Origin of the sequence: Fodinibius saliphilus (genome assembly GCF_005869845.1) — a bacterium.
GTDB lineage: Bacteria > Bacteroidota > Rhodothermia > Balneolales > Balneolaceae > Fodinibius > Fodinibius saliphilus.
In genome coordinates, this window is the sequence record NZ_VAWF01000001.1 from 237,329 (window position 1) to 259,681 (window position 22,353).

General features: G+C 41.0%; 17 protein-coding genes. 7 read left to right on the top strand and 10 right to left on the bottom strand.

From position 1 onward, the window contains the following. Positions 1 to 264: 264 nt before the first annotated feature. Entirely contained in the window at positions 265 to 1,812 is a 1,548-nt protein-coding gene (locus tag FCN14_RS01055; RefSeq protein ID WP_138429235.1) for an MFS transporter, read from the top strand. A 38-nt stretch (positions 1,813 to 1,850) separates the two neighbouring features. Here FCN14_RS01055 and FCN14_RS01060 read toward each other — a convergent pair whose 3' ends face one another. Further along, positions 1,851 to 2,867 (bottom strand): alcohol dehydrogenase, encoded by a 1,017-nt coding sequence (locus tag FCN14_RS01060; protein WP_138429236.1) that lies wholly within the window; start codon positions 2,865 to 2,867, stop codon positions 1,851 to 1,853. A 232-nt stretch (positions 2,868 to 3,099) separates the two neighbouring features. Here FCN14_RS01060 and FCN14_RS01065 point away from each other — a divergent pair, with 232 nt between their 5' ends. Next, positions 3,100 to 5,400: a HEAT repeat domain-containing protein gene (locus FCN14_RS01065; RefSeq protein WP_171032762.1), complete on the top strand. Its 2,301-nt coding sequence runs from the start codon at positions 3,100 to 3,102 to the stop codon at positions 5,398 to 5,400. A gap of 63 nt (positions 5,401 to 5,463) precedes the next feature. Here FCN14_RS01065 and FCN14_RS01070 read toward each other — a convergent pair whose 3' ends face one another. Both FCN14_RS01070 and FCN14_RS01075 read right to left on the bottom strand, forming a co-directional pair. Further along, positions 5,464 to 6,768: an ABC transporter permease gene (locus tag FCN14_RS01070; RefSeq protein WP_138429238.1), complete on the bottom strand. Its 1,305-nt coding sequence runs from the start codon at positions 6,766 to 6,768 to the stop codon at positions 5,464 to 5,466. A gap of 3 nt (positions 6,769 to 6,771) precedes the next feature. Further along, entirely contained in the window at positions 6,772 to 7,692 is a 921-nt protein-coding gene (locus tag FCN14_RS01075; RefSeq protein ID WP_138429239.1) for an ABC transporter ATP-binding protein, read from the bottom strand. Between the two features lie 161 nt (positions 7,693 to 7,853). Between FCN14_RS01075 and FCN14_RS01080 the strand changes: the two genes are divergently transcribed. Both FCN14_RS01080 and FCN14_RS01085 read left to right on the top strand, forming a co-directional pair. Further along, complete coding sequence (locus FCN14_RS01080) at positions 7,854 to 9,293, top strand: glycogen synthase (RefSeq protein ID WP_138429240.1); 1,440 nt, start codon at positions 7,854 to 7,856, stop codon at positions 9,291 to 9,293. A 22-nt stretch (positions 9,294 to 9,315) separates the two neighbouring features. Further along, positions 9,316 to 10,587, top strand: a complete 1,272-nt coding sequence (locus tag FCN14_RS01085; protein ID WP_138429241.1) for a glucose-1-phosphate adenylyltransferase — start codon at positions 9,316 to 9,318, stop codon at positions 10,585 to 10,587. 265 nt (positions 10,588 to 10,852) lie between these two features. Here FCN14_RS01085 and FCN14_RS01090 read toward each other — a convergent pair whose 3' ends face one another. Beyond that, positions 10,853 to 11,563: a 3'-5' exonuclease family protein gene (locus FCN14_RS01090; protein ID WP_138429242.1), complete on the bottom strand. Its 711-nt coding sequence runs from the start codon at positions 11,561 to 11,563 to the stop codon at positions 10,853 to 10,855. A gap of 2 nt (positions 11,564 to 11,565) precedes the next feature. Continuing rightward, positions 11,566 to 12,564 carry an asparaginase gene (locus FCN14_RS01095; RefSeq protein WP_138429243.1) on the bottom strand — a complete coding sequence of 333 codons (999 nt, stop codon included), beginning with the start codon at positions 12,562 to 12,564 and terminating at the stop codon, positions 11,566 to 11,568. A 232-nt stretch (positions 12,565 to 12,796) separates the two neighbouring features. On the opposite strand from FCN14_RS01095, the gene FCN14_RS01100 reads away from it, so the two are divergent. Then, complete coding sequence (locus tag FCN14_RS01100) at positions 12,797 to 14,923, top strand: elongation factor G (RefSeq protein WP_138429244.1); 2,127 nt, start codon at positions 12,797 to 12,799, stop codon at positions 14,921 to 14,923. Between the two features lie 76 nt (positions 14,924 to 14,999). Here the strand turns inward: FCN14_RS01100 and FCN14_RS01105 are convergent, their stop codons facing one another. From FCN14_RS01105 to FCN14_RS01120, 4 genes are read right to left on the bottom strand one after another with little or no spacing between them, the layout of a single operon-like run. Continuing rightward, positions 15,000 to 16,514, bottom strand: coding sequence for an OstA-like protein (locus tag FCN14_RS01105; RefSeq protein WP_138429245.1), 1,515 nt, complete (start codon positions 16,512 to 16,514; stop codon positions 15,000 to 15,002). Then, the gene (gene lptC / locus FCN14_RS01110; RefSeq protein ID WP_171032764.1) at positions 16,515 to 17,090 is read right to left on the bottom strand and encodes an LPS export ABC transporter periplasmic protein LptC; all 576 of its coding nucleotides are present in this window, start codon (positions 17,088 to 17,090) and stop codon (positions 16,515 to 16,517) included. It abuts the gene before it with no gap. Beyond that, the gene (gene upp / locus FCN14_RS01115) at positions 17,065 to 17,706 is read right to left on the bottom strand and encodes a uracil phosphoribosyltransferase (protein WP_138429247.1); all 642 of its coding nucleotides are present in this window, start codon (positions 17,704 to 17,706) and stop codon (positions 17,065 to 17,067) included. The genes lptC and upp overlap by 26 nt, the downstream gene beginning before the upstream one ends. Positions 17,707 to 17,717: 11 nt before the next feature. Then, positions 17,718 to 19,397 carry an alanine/glycine:cation symporter family protein gene (locus FCN14_RS01120; RefSeq protein WP_246043072.1) on the bottom strand — a complete coding sequence of 560 codons (1,680 nt, stop codon included), beginning with the start codon at positions 19,395 to 19,397 and terminating at the stop codon, positions 17,718 to 17,720. Between the two features lie 208 nt (positions 19,398 to 19,605). Here FCN14_RS01120 and FCN14_RS01125 point away from each other — a divergent pair, with 208 nt between their 5' ends. After that, positions 19,606 to 19,902: an HU family DNA-binding protein gene (locus FCN14_RS01125; RefSeq protein ID WP_138429248.1), complete on the top strand. Its 297-nt coding sequence runs from the start codon at positions 19,606 to 19,608 to the stop codon at positions 19,900 to 19,902. 160 nt (positions 19,903 to 20,062) lie between these two features. Here FCN14_RS01125 and FCN14_RS01130 read toward each other — a convergent pair whose 3' ends face one another. Further along, entirely contained in the window at positions 20,063 to 20,713 is a 651-nt protein-coding gene (locus FCN14_RS01130; RefSeq protein ID WP_138429249.1) for a hypothetical protein, read from the bottom strand. Between FCN14_RS01130 and FCN14_RS01135 the strand changes: the two genes are divergently transcribed. Further along, positions 20,707 to 22,350 carry an NFACT RNA binding domain-containing protein gene (locus tag FCN14_RS01135; RefSeq protein WP_138429250.1) on the top strand — a complete coding sequence of 548 codons (1,644 nt, stop codon included), beginning with the start codon at positions 20,707 to 20,709 and terminating at the stop codon, positions 22,348 to 22,350. The genes FCN14_RS01130 and FCN14_RS01135 overlap by 7 nt on opposite strands. Positions 22,351 to 22,353 lie beyond the last annotated feature (3 nt).

Consider the following 22,353-nt stretch of genomic DNA (forward strand, 5'->3'; position numbering starts at 1 on the left):
ATAGAGAGTTGAGAGCTCATTTTATGCGCTTTTACAATGCTGTGCTTTTTAATTGTGATAAAATAAGTTAACTGGTACTTTCAACTTCGAAAATAATTACATAGTTCGTACAAAGGATTTTGCAAAACCTCAATCACTGACAGGACTGGTTGTATCATCATCCGTTTATTTTTGGTGAGGGGAATTAAACTCCATTGGAGCTATAGGTCGAAAGGGTTCCCAATCCTATTGCAAGAGAATATTTGAGAATAACTTCTAACCCTAATGTCAAAAATTAGCAGTACACAAAAACGCTGGGCGCTTGCAGCTACAATTATTGGTTCAAGTATGGCCTTTATTAATGGATCCGTTGTAAACGTAGCATTACCGGCTATCCAGCATGCCTTGGATGCCACTGTTGCCGATATGCAATGGGTTATTAGTATTTATACGTTCATATTAGGCACGTTAATTTTAACCGGAGGGTCGGCGGGTGATTACTATGGCAGAAAACGAGTATTCGGAACAGGCGTTTTTATTTTCCTTTTGACAACTATCTGGTGTGGACTGGCTCCCGACGTTTACCAGCTGATAGTAGCAAGAGGAGGCCAAGCAATAGGTGGGGCACTGATGATTCCCGGGAGTTTAGCAATATTAACTGATCTGTATGAGAAGGAAAATCGCGGTAAGGCTATTGGAACTTGGTCGGGATTTACCGCACTTGCTACTGCTGCCGGACCGTTATTGGGCGGGATATTAGTTGATCAGCTTTCTTGGCGGTTTATCTTTTTGATTAGTGTGCCTATGGCAATTGCTGTACTTATCATTTTAGCTGTACGCATGCCCGAGAGTAAAACAGCAAACGAATCGGGCAAACCAGACTGGAAAGGAGCATTACTTGCTACCTTAGGATTGGGACTAATTTGTTATGGCCTTATTGAAGCATCAAAGCTTGGTATTGATAATGCTGTAGTTTTATCAACTTTAGGAGTTGGGCTTTTGGTGTTCTGGTGTTTTGTATGGGTAGAAACAAATATCGAAGACCCGATGATGCCCCCTTCACTATTTCAGTCCAAAACTTTTACGGGGGCCAATTTAGTAACGGTATGCTTCTATTTTTCGTTGGCAGGCGTATTCTTTCTTTTACCTTTTAACCTGATACAGGTGCAGGGGTATTCTGCAACAGCAGCTGGAGCTGCCTTTATACCGTTTCCATTATTGATTGGCGGATTATCTCGTTGGTCGGGAGGGTTAATTGTACGGTTTGGGGCACGTCCTTTATTGGTAGTGGGACCTATTTTAAGCAGCCTCGGACTTTTATTGCTAGGGATTTACGGCACTGGTAGTAGCTATTGGTACAGCTTTTTCCCCGGTATCTTTTTCTTGGGGCTGGGAATGGCTATTAGTTTTGCACCGCTTAATACCACGGTTATGAGTTCGGTCGACCGATCCGATGCAGGTAAAGCATCTGGAGTTAATAAAGCAGTTTCACGTCTATCGGGGATGCTATCGGTTGCTCTTTTAGGAGCGTTAGCAATTACTATTTTTGGTCAGCAGCTTACCTCAGATATGAAACAAAAGAAGATTCCCAATGAAATACAGCAAAAAATGAGGACTGAGATTCCAAATTTAGCCAAGGCTGATATTCCGAAAGAGGTTTCAGCAGAGGTTAATAAGGAGCTGAAAAAAGGCGTAAAAGATTCATTTTTGTATAGCTTTTCGATGATAATGTATATTGCTGCAGGGCTGGTTTTCATGGGAGCTTTTGTTTCTGCTGTGATGATACGTTTTAGGCCTTCCAGTACCGAATCATTACCTGATAAAGGGGGGTGATAGTCCCAGCTAGTCTGATGCTAGCTGGGAGATGGTAATTAGTTTATATCAAGCACAACTCGAAATCGTGCTTCATTGTTAATCATGCGCTCATAGGCCTCATTTGCCTGTTGAAGGGGAAAGGTTTCAATTTTGGGAGTTATCTTTTTAAGTGCACTGAAGTCGAGGGTATCTTCAGATGCTTTGGGACTGCCACTGGGCCATCCGGTAATAGATTTTCGACCGGTAATAAGCTGCATAGGTGATACTTCTACAGGGTCTACAGTGGCCGCAACAATCATAAGCTGTCCGTTGCGAGCTAGCCCATTAACAATTTCGGTGATAGCCTTACTACTGGGAGCCGTAGCAAGAATTATATCCGCGCCACCAAGGGATTGCAGTTTCTCAACAGGATCAGTTGTTGTGGTGTCAATATAATGGTCGGCTCCCAATTCTTGGGCTAGTTCTTTTTTCTCTGTACCACGAGAGAGAGCAACAACTTCACATCCAAAGTGTTGAGCATATTGGACTCCCAAATGACCAAGTCCGCCAATGCCCTGAACGGCAACGATATCACCGGCCTCAAGATTACTGTTGCGTAATGCATTGAAGGTTGTAATGCCGGCACAAAGCAAAGGAGCAGCTTTGGCCGAATCAAGACTTTTTGGGATGGAAGCAAGAGCACTTTCTGGAGCAGTCATATATTCGGCATAACCGCCATCAAAGTGGATGCCGGTAACCTGAGCATTTTCACAGTTAATGAAATCTCCGTTCCGGCAAGCTTCACATTGGAAGCAGTGTCCGCCGTGCCAGCCAACGCCTATCCGCTGCCCCTTATGCCAAGATGAAATATTGCTACCTGTTTCTTCAATAGTGCCTATAACTTCGTGTCCCGGCACTCGCGGGTAATTGATACCTGGAAAAGTACCATCTTTTACAAAGGCATCGCTGTGGCAAATACCACAGGCCTGAACTTGTATTAAAACTTCATTTGCATCCGGGGAAGGTATCTCTTTTTCAACCTCAATAAAGTCGGATCCCGGCTCTGTTATTTGCATCGCTTTCATACTGCTCATAAAAATAGTTTTAATTAATATTTGATCTCATTTCGATTAACAGATTTAATTGAGTAATCATTTACCAGTCGTGGAACAAAAATAATCAGTTGTGTTTATATTTATTCGTAAGGACAAGTCTTCTTATATTCTTATGATTCAATAGCAATAAGTAACATTATTAAATCAATATTTGATCTTGCTCATGCGCAAAACTGGTGTTTTATTCCCATATTTTCGATTCATTATTATTTTGGCAACTGTATTCTTTTCTATTGGCATTCATCAACAAACCAATGCCCAATCATTTGATTATGATGCCTATCCCAAATTGGATTTTGACTTCATAACTCTAACATTGGATTTGGGTATACAACCGCAAAATTTGCGAATTGATGGGGCGGCAAAGTATACCATAGAAGCAAATATCAGTGGGGCAGATACTCTAACATTATTAGCTTCTCATTTAGACATAAGTTCGGTTTCAGTAGATGAAGAATCGGCAGATTATTCCCTACATAACGATTCTCTTTTTGTTCCGGTGGTTGATTCTACGGAGAAGGGGCAGCAATATACAGTGAATATACGATATTCGGGTAATCCTACATTTGGGTTACTAAAAAATCAGAATGGTACGGTTTGGACTTCAATGCTCCCCAAAACCCAGCGCCATTGGGTACCTGTTGTGGATCACCCCAATGTAGATTTCAAGACCAACTTTAATATTGCAGTGCCTTCCGGTTTTCAACTTTGGGCTAGCGGTAAAAAGGTAAAAGAAGAAACCGTATCAGTAGATGTTATGCGATATCATTTCTCCTCAGGCACTAGCATACCGGCTTCAAGTCTTGCTTTTGCCATCGGTGATTTTAAACACGACTCTACAAAATATCGATCTAAAAAGATAAATATTGCTACTGAACAGCCACTTACTGCAAGGGTGGAAACAGAGAACTTACTAGCAAAAGCCCAAAAATACCTAACTGAATTGTCGGATAGGTTACAGCTCAATTATCCTTATAACCAATTGAATATTATAGTGGCAGAAGATCATAATTGGGAATCAAAATCGTGGGGCGCGTCCACCGTATTTCTATATGAGAACAGGGGATCTCTAGAGATACAGTTACTGCGGGGTATTATAGGACAGTGGTTTGGTGAATATCAGCGTGTGCAGCAGTGGGATGATGCCGATGCCTTAACACTTTACCAGACATTAATAGCAAATGAAATGGTAGAATCCTCACTAGAGTTAGATACCGCTGATAGCCCAGAGGATGTTCCTTTCACTGTATATGAAAATTATGGTACTAGTCGCTGGAATATGTGGCAAAGAGGGGTAGAAGGATGGCAAAATGCATCTGTTCGTTCATTTATCAAAACAGAAGCTCCCAATATATTAGCTAACCAAAAGGCTATTGTATCTTGGCAAAAGTATGCCGATGCATGGTATCAAGATATTGGACAACCTCTGTTTGAAAAGCCTAAACTAACAGTTAAAAAAGAAATGATGGATAAAAGTTCGCAAGATTCCATCTTATATAGGGTTAGCTATGAACTGAATGAAGCAGAAGGTCAGTTGAAACTCCGATTTAAGGCAGAAAAGGGGAGCTATTCCGATCTTGTTACGATCAATGCTTCAGAAATATATCCTAACAAAAACAAGTCATCGGAAGTTACCTTTACGGGCAATGAAGATACGATCGTACTTCAGGTAGAGCCAATGATTGGCACTATCCAACTGATCACTTCAGGCTATCCTAATTTAGTTTTAGATGAATATAAGCCTGCTTCTTTCCTTATATATGAACTTCGAAATGGAGAAACTGTAGATGAGCGTGCAGCCGCAGCAGGGAAGCTGGGCATCCATACCGATAATCCAGATCTCCAACTAGCAATTAAGGATTTCATGAAAAGAGATATCGAACCTAAAGTAGAGGCTGCTCTTCTTCGTTCTTTTGGTGATATTACCGATGGAGCTACAGGTACAGAACAAGTTTTCTTAGCTGCCTTGAAGAGTGAACATCAAGTTATTCGGGAAGCCGGATTGACAGCTCTACAAAATTTTAAAGGAAATACCTCTATCATTGACCGAGTAGAGAATATAGCCCAAAGGACTGATAACTTTGTGTTCTTTAAAAAAGCTGTCCAGGTATTAACGAGTTTGACATCCAAGGCTCAGTTTACTGGTTTTGCCGAGTCGGTAGTTCAACAAGATTCGGTCGGAAAAAGAGCTATATTTGTAATACAGGAATTAGCCAATATGGGAGCGATAAAAGAGGCTATTGAAAGAGCAGAGCTGTTTATTTCGAGAGACTATGATTATGAAATTCGTATGCAGGCAATGCGCTGCCTTATACAGCATGACCATACCCCAAGCGACTGGCTTAGCAGGGCAAGTGAGTTATTAAAAGATCCTGATCCGCGTATTCGGTTTCTGCTTGTTAAAGGATTAGAGAAAAATAGGAATAAAGAGATTACGGATTTCTTATCAGAATATATTCAGGACGAATATGATGCCAGGGTTTATACGAAAATTGACCAGCTCTTACAGTAAGTAGAAATATTAAGAGTAATGTAATGAGCGGTATATTCCGCTCATTACTCTTATTTGAAAAGTTTATCCTTCTCTAATCCATTTTATCAGCTCTTTGAAATTGGCACTTTTACCATAACTGAGTATTCCTACGCTATAAATTTTGGCACTTAACCACATCGTTCCGCCAAATGTAGCAATCATCAGAACAATAGAGAGACCAATTTGCCATATGGGTACATCAGTAATGGCAATGCGAGTAATCATTACAATAGGGGTACAGAAGGGGATGAGCGATCCTACCACAGAAAGCATACCATCCGGGTTTTCCATGGTTTGAAACATAATCATATAGGCAGCCATAATTGGTACCATAATCGGTATCATATACTGTTGGGTATCTGTCTCTGAATCAACAGCTGAACCGATAGCAGCAAAAAGGGCACTGTAGATCAAATATCCTAAAAGGAAGAAGATAATAAAATAGATGATTAGTGAAGTCTCTATAGTGGGAATAGAAAATACAGAGGGGTCAATACCCTGTGAGGCTTGGGCCGCTTTTTGAGCCTCTGACATGCCACTCATCTCATCCATTAAAAACATACCTGCAATAGGTCCGGCGGCTGCAGCCAGCCCTAATAATGAGGCTATCCAGAATGTCATTTGTGATAGTGCCAGAGCACCAATACCACATAGCTTACCCAATAGCAGTTCAATAGGTTTAACTGAAGATGCAATTACCTCAATAATGCGATTTGTCTTTTCTTCAATAACACTGCGAGTTATGAGTCCGCCATAGCCGGTGATAGCACCAAAAATAATAACCCCCATTATGACTCCTACAATAGTCAGGAAGCCAGTATCATCTTCGGTTTCTTCGCCTTCTTGGGTAAGCTTTCGGGTTTCAAGAGTTACACTACTAGCATAGATCTCCTTTACATCTTCTGATACGTTAGCCCGATCCAGACGTTCATCCCTGATAACTTCACGAAGATCAGACCGAATTGAAGACTGAAGCTTAAGACCGCCTGCCCCGCTGGATACAAATTCAGCATTTGCATCACCGGCTATATGGGCTTCATCAAGCAATAGGTAGCCATCGATCTTCTCGGCTTGTACCAGCGATCGCAAAGAATCTTCTGAAACATCATTAAAATTTTGGTATTGTTCTTCATCAAGACTATTAAGGCGTGAGTAGAGTACTTCAGTATTATCTTTTATGCCGATTGTTCGCTGAGTATCAGAATCCCAAACCGAGATTCCTATTACAATTCCAATAAAAGCCACCATCCCAAGGGGAATTAAAATGGTAGCAATAATAAATGCTTTTGAACGGATGCGGGTCATATATTCCCGCTTCAATACAAGTAGTATCTGTTGCAGACTCATAGATTAGACTAATTCTTTTTCATTAATATTATCTTCTCCGACAGTAGAGATGAAAATTTCGGTAAGAGAGGGTTCGACGCGTTCGAACTTATAGATTTCTGCATGGTTCATTGCAGTTTTAAGTATATCCTGCATATGCTGTCCATTGAGTACGCGGATTTCTGCAAAATTAGTAGACCGATTATTGATGCGTACATTATCCAGTTTGTCTAAGAAACTATGGTCTCCTTCAAACTCAATATTGACAGTATTCTTTCCGAACTTCTGTTTGATATCGCGAAGATTACCATTAAGAACGGCTCTGCCATTATTGAAAAGGCAGATTTCGTCACACATCTGTTCTACTTGTTCCATGCGGTGGGTTGAAAAGAGTACCGTTTTCCCTTTTTCACGTAGTTCGATAACAATCTCTTTGAGCATCTCACTGTTGATGGGGTCAAGTCCGCTAAAAGGTTCATCAAAGATATACAGATCTGGTTCATGGGCAATAGTAGCAATAAACTGTATCTTTTGAGACATCCCTTTGGATAGTTCTCCAACCTCTTTGTTGTACCAGTCAGAGGCTTCAAAGCGGTCAAGCCAGTATTTAGTGGCTTCTTTGGCTTTGCTGTAACTTAACCCTTTAAGCTGTGCCAGGTAGATAAGCTGTTCGCCCACCTTCATTTTTTTGTAGAGTCCTCGTTCTTCGGGCATATACCCAATCATACTCTGTGTTTTGGGGCTTACCTCTTCACCATTTATGGTTACTGTGCCGCTATCGGCAATAAGAATGTGATTTATTATACGTATTGCAGTAGTTTTACCGGCTCCATTGGGTCCCAATAACCCAAATATACGGCCTTTGGGTACTTCAAAGCTCACATCCCGAACGGCCTGTGTATCCCCAAAAGATTTATTGATATTACGTACTTCAATTACAGCCATAGTTCTTTATTTAGTTATTTGATTCTCAAGTGAATAAATGAAAAAACTTTTTGATACAAATTTAAAGTTTTGATTAATTCAGCGTAACCTAGTGAACATACATTATTCTGCCAAAAAGATTTACCCATACGAAGTCCTTTAATAAGAGTTACGATATTATAATGGAAGTGATTCATTTCAGTACAGAGTGTTACCCTGTTGCCAAGGTTGGTGGCCTGGCTGATGTTGTTGGGGCCCTGCCAAAATATTTATTAAAGCAAGATGTATCTGCTGCAGTAGTGATGCCAAAATATGGAAATAAATGGATTCGAAACCACGCTTTTGAGACAGTTTTTGAGGATACAACTCCACTGGGGGATTGGAAATTTGAATTTCGTATTCAGCGCCAGAAAGGGGATATTCTCGGGTTTCCGCTCTTTGTAGTAGATATTCCCAAACGCTTTGACCGGCCCGGTATCTATGCCGATCCCCATACCGGAAGTGGCTATGCTGATGATTTTGAGCGTTTTGCCAGTTTTCAGATTGCCATACTTGATTGGATTAATCAGATGCAACACAAACCAGACCTGCTGCATTGCCATGATCACCATACCGGGTTAATACCTTTTATGCTTACACAGAGCTATCGCTATCGGGATATCAAGCATTTACCCACCGTATTGACGGTTCATAATGGAGAGTATCACGGTATTTTTGATAGGAAGAATGTGTATCAGCTCCCTGAATTTGATATGCAACATATTGGATTGGCTGATTGGGATGGGAAACTGAACTGTTTGGCAGCAGGCCTTAAAACCTGTTGGCAGATTACAACGGTATCAGAGTCTTACATGGATGAGCTCGCTCATAACAGTAATGGCTTGGAATGGTTATTTCGGAATGAGAAACAGAAATCCCGGGGTATAATAAATGGGATTGATACTACGGTATGGGATCCCCAAACTGATCCCATGATTGCTCATCATTTTAGCAAAGAGGATGTTACATCCGGCAAACAAAAGAACAAGGAAGTTCTTTGTGAGCAATTCAGTTTAGATCCCAATCGACCTACAATCTCATATATCGGACGTCTAGCTTATGAAAAGGGAGCAGATCTGTTGCCAGACTTATTTCGCGAATATTTAGAGGATTCCCAGTCGGTGAATTTTATTGTATTGGGAACCGGAAGCCGTGAGCTACACAGGGAGTTTTCAAATATGAATGAACGTTTTGTAGGATACTTTGATGCAACACTGGACTTTAATGAACCATTGGCTCACCAAATATATGCCGGAAGTGATTTTATGATCATGCCCTCTCGTGTAGAGCCTTGTGGGTTAAACCAGATGTATTCAATGCGTTACGGAACTATCCCAATTGTACGTAACATCGGGGGTCTTAAAGATACCGTAATTGATATTGGGGAACCCAACGGATATGGTCTTACGTTTTATGACTTCTTGCATGATGCGGCAAGTGAAGCTTTGCAACGAGCACTTGATTTTTATCAGGACCAGAAAGAAATAAAGAATACTCGCAGGCGAATAATGAGTCTTGATTTTTCTTGGAAAGCTTCTGCCAAAGAGTATATTAAAATGTATAATAAATTGACCGAAAAATAGCTAAGGACACAAAGAGTTATTTATGCGTAGTAAAGCAATTGCAGTTATTTTAGGTGGTGGAAAAGGAACACGATTATTTCCACTCACTAAGCTTCGTTCAAAACCCGCAGTTCCGATAGCCGGTAAATATCGACTTGTAGATATTCCTATCTCAAACTGTCTAAATTCGGATATCCGGCGTATTTATGTACTTACCCAGTTCAATTCAGCCTCGTTAAATCGTCATATCAAAAATACTTATAATTTTGATGTTTTCAGTGATGGGTTTGTAGATATTCTTGCTGCTGAACAAACTCCCAAAAGTAAGACTTGGTACCAAGGTACCGCAGATGCGGTTCGCCAGTCAATTCATCACATGGAAAGCCACCGGCATGAGCATGTGTTTGTACTTTCGGGTGATCAGCTTTACCAGATGGACTACCGTGATTTAATGGAGAAGCATGAACGTTTTGATGCAGATTTGACCGTAGCAACTATTCCCGTGGTAGCTGAAGATGCTACCGGCTTTGGGATTATGAGAACCAATAAACAGGGAGAGATTGAAAGCTTTGTAGAAAAGCCCGATACTGATGAGCTTGATCAGTGGCAGTCTGATACTGAAGAAAAATTTAGCAAGGATGGTCGTGTGTACCTGGCTTCTATGGGAATCTATATCTTTAAAAAAGAGGCCCTGAATGAACTATTAGATGAACATGAAGAGGCCACCGATTTTGGAAAAGAGATTATTCCACAGGCCATTAATAATAATTTTAAAGTGCAGAGTTTTGAATTTGATGGCTACTGGACGGATATCGGAACTATTGAATCTTTTTTTGAAGCCAATCTTGATCTCACCGATGATCTGCCGAAATTTAATTTGTATGACAACGAAGATTTTATCTATACGCATGCCCGTTTGCTCCCCGCATCAAAACTTTCGGGAACAACTTTTGATCACTCGGTACTTGCCGAGGGCTGTTTGATAGAAGCCAGCAGAATTGAGCGTTCTGTTATAGGTATACGGTCTCGCATTGGTAAAGGCACAACCATTGAGAATTCTATTATCATGGGTAACGACTATTTTCAGTCTCAAAGTGAGATGGAAGAGAGTGAAAGGGAGCCTTCGGTAATGGGGATAGGGGAACGTTGCTTTATTAGTAATGCTATTATTGATAAAAATGTACGTATAGGCGATGATGTTCGTATTGCCGGAGGAGACCACTTGGAAGACGGGGAATACGAGCAATACCACGTTGTAGATGGTATTGTAATTGTTCCCAAAGGTGAAGCTATTCCTGCAGGTACTAAAATTTAAAAAGGAAATGATATTATTCATTTAACCTTATATAAGCTGTACAAGAATACTGCCAATTTTCCTTCGAAGTTAGGTGTCACAAAGTAGCTTAATTAGGCTTGGTTCTGGTACAAGTTGAAAGCATATGCCAGTTGGGCTATTGAAAAAAATGTCAGCTAACAGCTCCCAAATATAAGTTCCAAGGGGTTTGTCTCTTGTTAAAAATAATAAGGCAGATATGAGGGCAGAGCCATCTCAGAGGGAGGTTTACTGCTTATAAAAGCCTCTATTCATCACTTTGTATTTCATTGAGTTTGCTCATTGCCCTTTCATTTAGATTATCGAACAGCTCTTTTGAGATATCCCCCACGGTGTACTTAAGATGTAGCCATACTACATAAGTCGCCATGACGTCCTCATAGCAGTAGTGTTCAATTTCAGCCAGTTTATCTTCTCGGAACATTTTGAGTACTTCATTCCCTTCACCGGTTTGTTTAAATGGAATATCAATGAGATAGCCCAGGTGCTTCAGCTTGGGCCACGAGCTAGCCCCATAGTTGCTAAACTCATCAAGCAGATCCACATTATCGTTGCTGTAACGATATTTGATGTCGTAGTGATTGAGCCGTTTAGGCATCTGAAGTCCATGCTTAAGGGCTCTGTAGGTGAGCAGGGGTAGATCAAATCCGCGGCCGTTGTGATGAACCAACCCAAAATCTTTGTATGTGCTCAGGGCGTCAAAAAGTTTGATCAATCCTTCTTTTTCATCGGTACCGTGCCAGCCTACTTTCTTTTTGGGAGCGCCATTGTTTTCGATCCATAATCCAACCCAAGAGATCATATGGTGATACATGGGAGGCAAAAACCCTGAAGAATTACGGGCTAATTTTTCACTTGCCTGGATCAGAAGATCGTCATCATCCTTTTCGGGATCTTCAATTACATTACGAACAAATTCAAAATCGGGAATCGTTTCTACATCAAATACAAAAAACATGGTTACTCCGTCAGTTCTCCAACTAAATTTTTATTAAATGCTGCAGCAAGATTGTCATTATCGGTATGTTTGGCAAGAAGATACATCAATTTTGTGAGCGTTGCTTCAGTCGTCATATCTTTAGCACTTAAGGCACCCATTTTGTCAGCTTTATTCCCACTTTCATAGTTACTCAGTTCTACTGCGTCATAGGCTGCTTGCGATCCAATCACAAGAAGTATGTTATGATCGATACATTTTTTGAAAAAAGGTAGTAAACTTTGTTCTCCATGGATAGGGAAATTACCACTGCCAAATGCTTCAATCACCAACGCCCGAATTTTGGTTAAGTCGATCTGTTCCAGAAAAGAAGGGGCTAGGTTGGGATATATTTTTAGCAAGAAAAGGTCATCAGAGAAATTAGTTTCAAGCTGCAGGTTCTTTTGTGATGGCCGCACATAATCCGACATCTCAATATTAAGACCAATTTCTGCCAGTGGCGGAAAGTTTGGTGAGGCAAAAGCATCAAAATCTCCAATACTTATTTTGGTAGCTCTGTTACCGCGATATACAAAATCATTAAAACAGATTGCAACTTCGGGCAGTGCCATTGTTGCCATCTCCACGGCGTTGACCAGGTTGCGGCGCGCATCACTGCGAATATTACTCATGGGAACCTGGCTACCGGTAAGAATAATGGGTTTATTAAGATCCTGAAGAGCAAAGGAGAGCGCTGACGCAGTATACGCCATGGTATCAGTGCCATGAAGAATTACAAATCCGTCATAGTTTGAATATTGGTCATAAATAAATTCAGCCAGCTGACCCCAATGTTTTTTATTGATGTCAGAGCTGTCTTCAAAAAAGAGACGCTCAATATGAATTTCAGCAATCTCTGATAATTCAGGAATTGCCTGATACATCAGTTCAGCCCATTTTTCAGAATTAAGTTTGGGCTGTTGACCTTCGCTGATATCCATGGCAATGGTACCGCCGGTTTGAATGAGCAGGATTTTTTTCATTAAATAGGATTATTTCTGGTTAAAACTCCTGCTAATGTTACCAAATTTATAACAAAGTATTGAGTTCAAACCTTTTTTTAGCTTACTTGTATAGACACTATCCAAAAGTACTGGGGTGAGCAATGGTTACAAACCTGAGTTACATATCCGCTTTTCAAAAGATCCACTTCTGTTATTGTGTAATAACAGCCCATCTCGGTATGCTCTTTTCCACTCAAAAAGGAGGTTGCCTATGAATGTCTATTCGCCATCCAGAATAAGAAATGTTGTAATGCTGGGCCACTCGGGTTCTGGAAAAACAACAATGTCTGAAACTATGCTATATGAGTCTGGCACTAAAAAGCGCAGAGGTTCTATAGAAGAAAAAACAACGTCATCTGACTACCACCAGATTGAGCATGAAAAACAGAAATCGGTATTTGGTACATTATTAAATCTTGACTGGAGAGGGAATAAAATTAACCTGATAGATACCCCGGGCACCGCTGACTATATCGGTGAAGTAGTAGGGGCACTGCGGGTTGCAGATACGGCTATATTTAATTTGAACGCCGACTATGGAGTAGAAGTAGGAACAGAATTACACTGGTCATATACTGAAAAATATAATATCCCGTCATTATTTATTGTTAATAAGCCCGACAGTGAACACTCCGATTTCCAACGAACCGTAGATATGGCCAAAGAACGATTTGGACGAGGCGTGGTTGTTGTTCAGTATCCTTATAGTGAAGGGAAGGATTTTCATGCTATTATTGATGTACTAAAAATGACAATGTATGAGTTTCCGGAAGACGGTGGCAAACCCGATAAGCTTCCCATTCCCGATTCCCATCAGTCCCAAGCTGACCTGCTCCACAATGAATTGGTAGAAGCAGTAGCAGAAAATGATGAGACATTGTTGGATTTATACCTGGAGCAAGGGGAGTTAACAGAGAGTCAAATGCAACAGGGACTGCAACAATCGTTGTTAAACAGAGATATTTTTCCCCTGTTTTGTTGTTGTGCTAAGCACAATATGGGTACCGGTCGGGTGATGGGTTTTTTAGGAAATGTAGCTCCAAATCCGCTGGAGGCTAATCCCCCTCTTACTATTGAAGGTGAGAAACTGGAGCTGGATGAGGAGGCCGATCCATTGATGTTTATGTTTAAAAATAGTTCTGAATCGCACGTAGGAGATATGCTTTATTTCAAGGTTTATGGTGGAAGCGTAGAGCCAGGGCTGGATCTTGTAAATCATACCACGAATGACGGAGTGCGGATCTCGGGTCTATATTTACCGAATGGTGAGGAGCGTAAAGAAGCTAATCGTATTTTAACAGGTGATATAGGGGCTGCGGTAAAGCTTAAAAATACGGGAGTCAACGATACACTGCATCCGAAGGGCAATGAGGTTCAGATTGAACCTATTCATTTTCCGGAACCAATAATTCGTACAGCTATTGAACTCAAAAATGAGGGAGAAGAGGATAAGCTGGGAACGGCTCTTCATCAGTTGCAGCGCGAAGATCCATCCCTAAAGGTTGAACACAGCCAGGAATTAAAGCAGGTTATTATTCACGGGCAGGGCGAAGAGCATCTGGCTGTTATCGAACATGCACTGAAGACTCGTTTTAATCTTGAGCTCAATTTTGTGCAACCTCGTATTCCGTACAGGGAAACTATTACAAAGGCTGCCCGAGCAGAATACAAGCATAAAAAGCAGTCGGGTGGTGCCGGGCAGTATGGGGCGGTATCGATGCTGCTGGAGCCTCTAAAAGAGAATATGCCCGAGCACGGCGATCTTAAAGTGCGTGATACCCAAGAGATTGAATTGGATTGGGGCGGTAAGCTCATATTTCGAAATTGTATTGTGGGTGGAGTGATCGATAATCGCTATATGCCGGCAATTTTAAAGGGTATCATGGAAAAAATGGAAAGCGGACCTTTAAGTAACTGTCGAGTTCGCGATATTCGCATTTCTATTTACGATGGGGATATGCACTCCGTAGATTCCAATGACGCTGCTTTTAGAACGGCCGCTCTTATGGCTTTCAAGTCTGGCTTTATGAAAGCAGATCCCAAACTGCTTGAGCCTGTTTATAATATCGAAGTGACCGTTCCGGCAGACCATATGGGAGATGTGATGAGTGATATTAGTACACGGCGTGGGCAAATTATGGGAATGGATTCTGAAGGATCTATTCAGAAGATTAAAGCGCAGGTGCCGCTGGAAGAGCTGGATCATTATGCTACCCGCTTAAAATCAATCACTCAAGGTAGTGCTCGTTATAGTCGTTCTTTTTCTCACTATGAACGTGTTCCTCAGAATATCCAAGAGCAGGTGATGGAAAAAACGATGGAGCTGCAGGAAGCTTAGGTTCCCTTGACTAAATTTAAATATGTAATAGTGGTATTATTGTCTCTGTCTTTACAGACAGGGACAATATATATCCTTAATTGGAATTTAGTTCTTTTTTAGGTGACTCAGACTTCAGTTTGGAATTTTTGGGATCTGTCTTTTTAAGGTATTTGATATATCTGCGAGGAAGGTCAAAGAATACTTGTTCGGATATTGGGGCAAACCGTCGTTGCATAGGCGTCTCGGGACGTTTGGGACGTTTTTTAGGATCCCAAGAGAAACCTTCTAACTTTTTGTTAGCCGTTTGTTTACTCTCCGGCAGGTATGAGCCGTTAATAGCTCCGATTCCTTTCATCTTAACAAGTTTTCCCTTCTGAAAAAATATCCGAATATCGGGTGCTATCATGTCTATGGCACCATCGGGATCTCCTTCTTCATTTTTGGAGAATCGCAGCAGGTGAGCGTTGCCAAAAACATATATTTGGCGAAGGTCTCCTTCATTGAAATCAGCATGCAGGGTATCTCCAGTAATCTGGTTTAATCGTTCTAAAGTGGTGTCTTGTTGAACAGAGAACGGTCGCGGATATGATTTTAAGCTATCAATATTTCCGTCAATAATTTTTGCTTTGATGTAGGGGCCGGTAAGTTGAACCTGTTTATGCCATGATTTGGCATTAGACCATAGTTCAAAAGTATCAGTACTGTCGGTATATTGCGTAGTATCACTTAGAGCCGAAAAATCGGGGGACCATATTCGTACATTTTCATAGCCGTGAATAACAGTTGTGGTATCACGCTCTGTGCGTTGTTCTGATGAGAGGATTTTTTGAGCTTGAATATGAGTTGTATCAGCACGTGTTGAATCGGTAGTATCAGATTTAAAGTTCTTGAGCCAGGCTTCTTCCTTTAATAAACTTCTCCCGGTAGAGTCAGATTCAAGGTACCGGCCCTGAATCATCGTTTTATTTTCTTGATCATCCCCAAAAACATTACCATACATCTCATAATATTCACTGCTTCGGTTAGTAAACAGGGAATCGCCTTCAAGATATTTCAGAGAATCTTTTAACTGGACATGCCCTCTAAAAACTGCACTATCTGCTTTTCGGTAGTAAAATCCGGAATTTGCCAGCAAAATACCTTGCTCATCTTCGAAGCGAATATCATCAAGAAAGTGTGCCACTTTTGTGGTGAAGCGATAATCAACGCTATTTCCAAAAAGGGTAGTACTGTCGGTTTCAATAACTACGCGACCGCGCAGTTGACTAAAATCGATATCTGTGAAATATTTAAGAGAGTCGGCCCATATCATTTCGTCTTCGGTATCGATTTGGATATTTCCGAACGCTCGCATTTCGCTTTTATTTACAAATTGGTAGGCGCTGTCGCAGAGCATCTCCATGTTTTGGCTGCGAAGGCGAACATCTCCCAATATTTTCTGTACACGTTCACCGTTGTAGCTGCCGCCGACAATGCTATCTGCTTTCAAAATGTTGACTTTATTCTGAGCATCAGCATATTCAGGTAAAAGTGATATCAGGAACAATCCCACGAATATTGCAGCGAGTCTTGAGTGATTTAAAGTTAATTTGCAGTGCTGGTCCCTCATCTAGTTAACGGTGACCCGCCCTTTAGGTTCTTTTATAGAATAGTTTGTGAGATCAGTAGTGCCTTCAAAACCAGTACCAGCAATACTGTCGGTAGGGGTAGTAATAATCACGAACTTTGATGTATTGATCATATTTTTATCTTGCTCCCACTCGAGATATTCTGATTCAAGGTGTCTGCTGTCTTCGGTGTTAACCCGAACATCCCCATAAAGTTCAAAGATGGCCTCTTCTGTTTTATAGATGGCGCGGTTTGAGAAAGCACGTGTTTTAATGGTACCGGAGGAATCATAGACGTGTATCGTGACAGGGCCGTCAATGTGGGTTTCGTTGCGGTTTTTGGTATTGTATGTTGCCGCATAAGAGCCCTGGAGGCGAATCTTTTTTAGCCCATCTTCTGTTATGTCCATATCCACGCCCCATGTTTCGGTTGTAGATGTGAGTGAGTCTTGCAGAGCTTCGTCTACCTGTTTTGACTGCTTTTCGGAGAGATCTCCGCATGCAGATATAACAGCAATTATCAATAAGCTAATTGCCAGAGCTGAAAATGTGTTATATGGTACCAAAGTATCTGTCACCTGCATCACCTAAGCCCGGCACTATAAATGCATCATCATTGAGTTTCTCATCAATAGCGGCAGTGATAGTATGCACATTGGGATGTTCTTGTTCTAATTTGCGTAACCCTTCTGGTGCACATATTAACGAAACAAAACGCAGATGTTGTGCACCTTGTTCTTCTAAAAAGGATAGCGCATCATGAGCACTGCCACCGGTTGCCAGCATAGGGTCGACAACTAACACCATATCTTCTCTAACCCCATTTGGAATATTTGAGTAATAATCGATCGGTTCATGAGTAGTTTCATCACGCTCCATGCCTAAATGCCCTACTTTGGCGTCTGGAATAAATTGAAGCAGAGCATCAGAAAGGCCGAGACCTGCTCTTAATATAGGAACAACCATTACATCTTGGTCAATATCATAACCGGTTGTATTCTCAATGGGTGTTTCTACCTCAAAAGATTTGAGTGGAAGCTCTTTAAGGGCATGATAGGCCAAGATGACGGCAATACGTTTGAGGGCAGCACGAAATTGTGCTGTCCCGGTTGAAACATCCCGCAAGATCGTAAGATCTCTGTTAATCACGGGATGTTCAATAAGTGTTACATTCTCAAATTGTTGAGAAGCCATGGGACTTAATATTAAGATTCAGGAGATTCATGATCTTTACTAAAGTATTTCTGTGTAATCTTGTATGCAACGCCGGAGAGAGCAAACAGGGCAATTATATTGAAGAATGCCATGAGTCCAAGCATCACATCACCAAAAGCCCAAATGGTAGCTAGTGATACTACAGCCCCAAAGAAGTGCATCCCCACGTATGCTAATCGGTACATGAATATGGATTCAAAACCGAATAGGTATTGAGCTGCACGGTCCCCGTAATAACTCCAGCTAATAGATGTAGAAACTGCGAATAGTAAGATAGCAAAGGTCACCAAGTATCCGCCGCCCGGTACGAGGGGAGACAATCCTTTTTCAAACGCGGCCGAGGTAAGGGGAGCTCCATTTTGGACAACACCTCCATATAATGTTGACAGTTCTTTATCATCCTCAGTTACCACCATATTGGCTTGGTATACTTCATCAGACTCATTTTTTGAAAGAGTAATGCGACCGGTAAAGGGCTCGGAATACCCTTCATCTGTAAACATAGTATCAACAGGAGCCGCGTAGTGTTTCATATTTCCATTTTCGGCCACGCCTTCGCTGAAGTAGAGAACCTTTTCACCATCAGCAGCAGAAGAGGTTGCTTGTTCGGTAAGTTCATATGTTACATTGTCACCCGTAGGGCTAATAGCTGATTTATGTTGCATATCCCATGCACCGGTAGAAATAATAACGAGTCCGGTCATTGTACAGATAACCAATGTATCGATGAATGGTTCAAGCAGTGCTACTACTCCCTCGCGAACGGGCTCATCTGTTTTTGCTGCAGAGTGAGCAATAGGAGCTGATCCTTGGCCGGCTTCGTTCGAGAAAATACCACGTTGTACACCATAACTGAGTGTGAAGATCAGTGCACCTGATCCGACACCAAAGGCTCCGGCTTGTGGGTTAAATGCATTACTGACGATTGTTGTCAGTGATGGAATAATGGCATCATAGTTGATAAACAAAATTATTAAAGCGCCTAAAACATAGAGCACGCCCATAAACGGTACGAGTCTGGAGGTGACTTTTCCAATACGTTTAATGCCTCCAAGGATTACAGCGGCAACTAGGCTGGCCGTTATGAAACCGGTAACCCACAATGGAATTTGAAAGTCAGTCTGCATCATATCGGCAACAGAATTGGCTTGAACCGCATTACCGGTCAAAAAAGCACAGATGGCAGCAGAGCCGGCAAAAGCAACGGCCAGCCATTTCCAATTATCGCCTAATCCCCGCTCGATATAATACATTGGCCCACCGGAAACAGATCCATCGGGATTGGTTCCACGATATTCCTGGGCAAGTGTTACCTCTGTAAACTTGATAGCCATTCCAAAGATTGCAGTTACCCACATCCAAAACAGGGCACCGGGTCCGCCATAGTGAATGGCTAAAGCAACACCTACAATATTACCAGTACCTACCGTTGCCGAGAGTGCAGTAGTTAGTGCCTGAAAGTGATTAATATCTCCTTCATCTTCTGGGTCATCATAAAAGCCGGTTACAACTTTAAGGCCGTGTCCGAATTTTCGTATTTGGATGAATCCCATGCGAACGGTGATATATAGCCCAAATATAAGAAGGAGGGCTACCATCAAAGGAAAGTTCTCCGGATAGCTCCAGATGTAATACTCAAGGGTGCTTATAATCCAATCAAATGTCTCCATGTGTAATGGTCTGCTTATTTATGTTGAATGAGAATCAAGCTGAATGTATAAAAAGATTTTCGAATTTTTTAGATTTAATTACGATTCTTATTGGTAGGAACGATTAAAAAACGTTAAAATGGTGTAAAATGAAGGGTGCTATCGTCTTATTCTATTCATATTTTATGAGAGAAAATGTTAAAAAGATAATTCTAAAAGGTGACGTTCTATGACAAAAGCTGATATTGTTGACGTAATTGCATCATCCACTGGGTTAACTAAAGTTGAAACTGAAGCTGTGGTAAACGGCTTTATGGAAACAGTGATTGATGCCATGAAAAGAGGAGAACATATTGAACTGCGGGGTTTCGGAACTTTTAAGGTAGTGAAGCGAGCACAGCGCGTAGCCCGAAATCCGAAGACAAATGAAGAAGTTATTGTTCCGGAACAGTATGTGCCGGTACTAAAAATGTCGAAGGATTTTAAGGAAGCTGTTAATGATTCTATTATGGGAGATGAAGAATAGTTTACTTCAATTCATATGATTTCCAGAGAATCTATTGCTAACCTTGGTAGAAATATCCCATAAGGGCAGAACTCTGCACTTCAATAGATTATAAAGAGTTTGAGAAAAGTCTGTACTGGATAAAAAGTAAACTATACTCGCTTTTGCATCTATAAAAGTATTATGCAGCCTGAGACTCCAATGTCTGGTCGGCAATTTTGAGTACACGATTTGATTTGACTAGCAATTCTTGTAGTCGTTTACTAACAAATTCATGAACTTGATTAAGCGTATTCAGATCAGACAAGGTATACTGAAAATAGGAGATTAGGTTTACGGCAGACAAGTATTTGCTACTTTCTGTACCTTCAACCTCAATATGCCAGCGGGTAATGATATCATCATCAGAAAGCAGATCATTAACTTCTTTGCTAATTTCTTCCATCCATTCACTTGCTGCGCTTAGTCGGTGGTTGCCATTTTGGGCAGCCAGTTTTGGATGAGGAGCTTTCTGGTCAAATAACCATGTAACCTCAATATCAATAACAGGAGAAATAGATGTTTCTACCTTGTTATCGTCTTGTAAGAAAGGATGTTCTTCCATTCCTTCAAGTTCTTGGGCAAGAACGGTTTCGCGAAATCGATCCCAATCAAAATTAATTGATAATGATTTCAAGTAAGTAGTTTTCTTACTTAAATCAATTTCGATTTCCAGTCCCGTTGCATTTATTCTATCTTCATGCCAAGTCCGAAATGAATTTATAGTGATATCTCTCTTTTTAAGATCTGCTTCGATTCGGTTCACGACCGAGTTGAATATCGGGTATGTCATTCGTTAAACCTTGTGTTTTCAATAATTTTGAAGAACGTCTCCATAAACGCATGAACAACTTTTATACGTTAATATATTTAAACCGCGAGATAAAAGAAAAAATCAATGGTGGATTTTTTCGTTTTGCCATTAGTCCACATAAAGATGTTCTGCATATTTATGTGGAAAAAGATGGTGATACCTCACGTTTAATTTTTAGTGCAAACTCCCGAGAAACTGTTTTATTTCATGACTATTATCGTCCTCCCAAAAAACGTAATGTGATTGATTTCTTTTCCATGCTAGAGGATAAAAAAATAACTGGAATGAAGCTGGCAGATAAAGATCGGTTAGTGGATATTCATTTTGAAAATGGAGACTACCTGCAATTTAAACTCTTTAGTGGTCATCCCAATGTTTTTGTGGTCCGTGATGATGAAATTATTGATGCTTTTAAAAATCCTGAAGATGTAAAAGGAGAGCCACCGATTGAACCCCATGCTCCCACTTTCAAAGATGAGGTGAGTCCACGGCGTAATGCCAAGAACCAGATGACGGAAATTAATCCGTTATTACCGAGAAACTTACTGCCTTATATTATTGAAGAACATAAGGTGGCTGAAATGGCTCCGGAGAATGTTAAAACATTTACTAACGAGCTATCACAGGCTTTGAAGGAAGATCCACATCCCAGGGTGTTGAAAACCGGAGATTTTTGTTTGTGGTCTAAACAATGGCTTAATATCTCTAGTGAGAAAGAGTGTGATACAGTTAATGATTGTGTCGCATTTGCCTACAAAAATGCCGTACATCTTCGAAGACTTCACAATAAAAAGGAAGATGTAACCGAATTTCTTGAACGCAGTAAAGCACAAAAAGAATCGTTAGTTAAACAGTTAGAACAAGCTGATAAGAGTTTGAAGCGGTCTGAGAAATATGAAAAGTATGGCCATCTGTTAATGGCTCATGCCCACGAAAAGATAAATGAAGGCACAGCTGAACTTACGCTCGATGATTTTTATGAGGACAATGACCCTATTACCATACCGTTAAAAGAAAAGAAGGATATTGCGGAAAACGCTGAGTACTATTATGAAAAGGCAAAGGACGCCAAGAAATCTTACCAAAATGCTCTTAAGCGATTGCCAAAAGTCAGAGAAGACCTGGAGCAGGTGACACAACTTTTAAAAGAGATCGATAAAATTGATCGGCTATATGATTTGAATGACTGGATAAAAAAGCATAAAAAAACGCTTAAGGAATTTGGTTACGGTGGAGATGATGAAAAACAAGCCAAGTCACCATTTCGGAAATATCAAGAAGGGAAGTTTGAGATTTGGATAGGGAAAAATGCCAAGAGCAATGATCAGCTTACCAGCCATGCCCACAAAGAGGATATCTGGTTACATGCACGTGGGGTGGGAGGCTCTCATGTGGTTATTCGAATGGGTAATAGAAAAGAGTATCCACCGAAACAGGTTATATTGAAAGCTGCCAGTTACGCTGCCTATTTTTCAAAAGCACGGGGCATGAAATCGGCACCGGTCATGTATACCAAGCGCAAATATGTGCGAAAACCCAAAGGTGCTGCTCCCGGAGCGGTAGTAGTAGAACGTGAACAGGTACAGATGGTACCACCAACGAAACCTAAAAAGTAGATA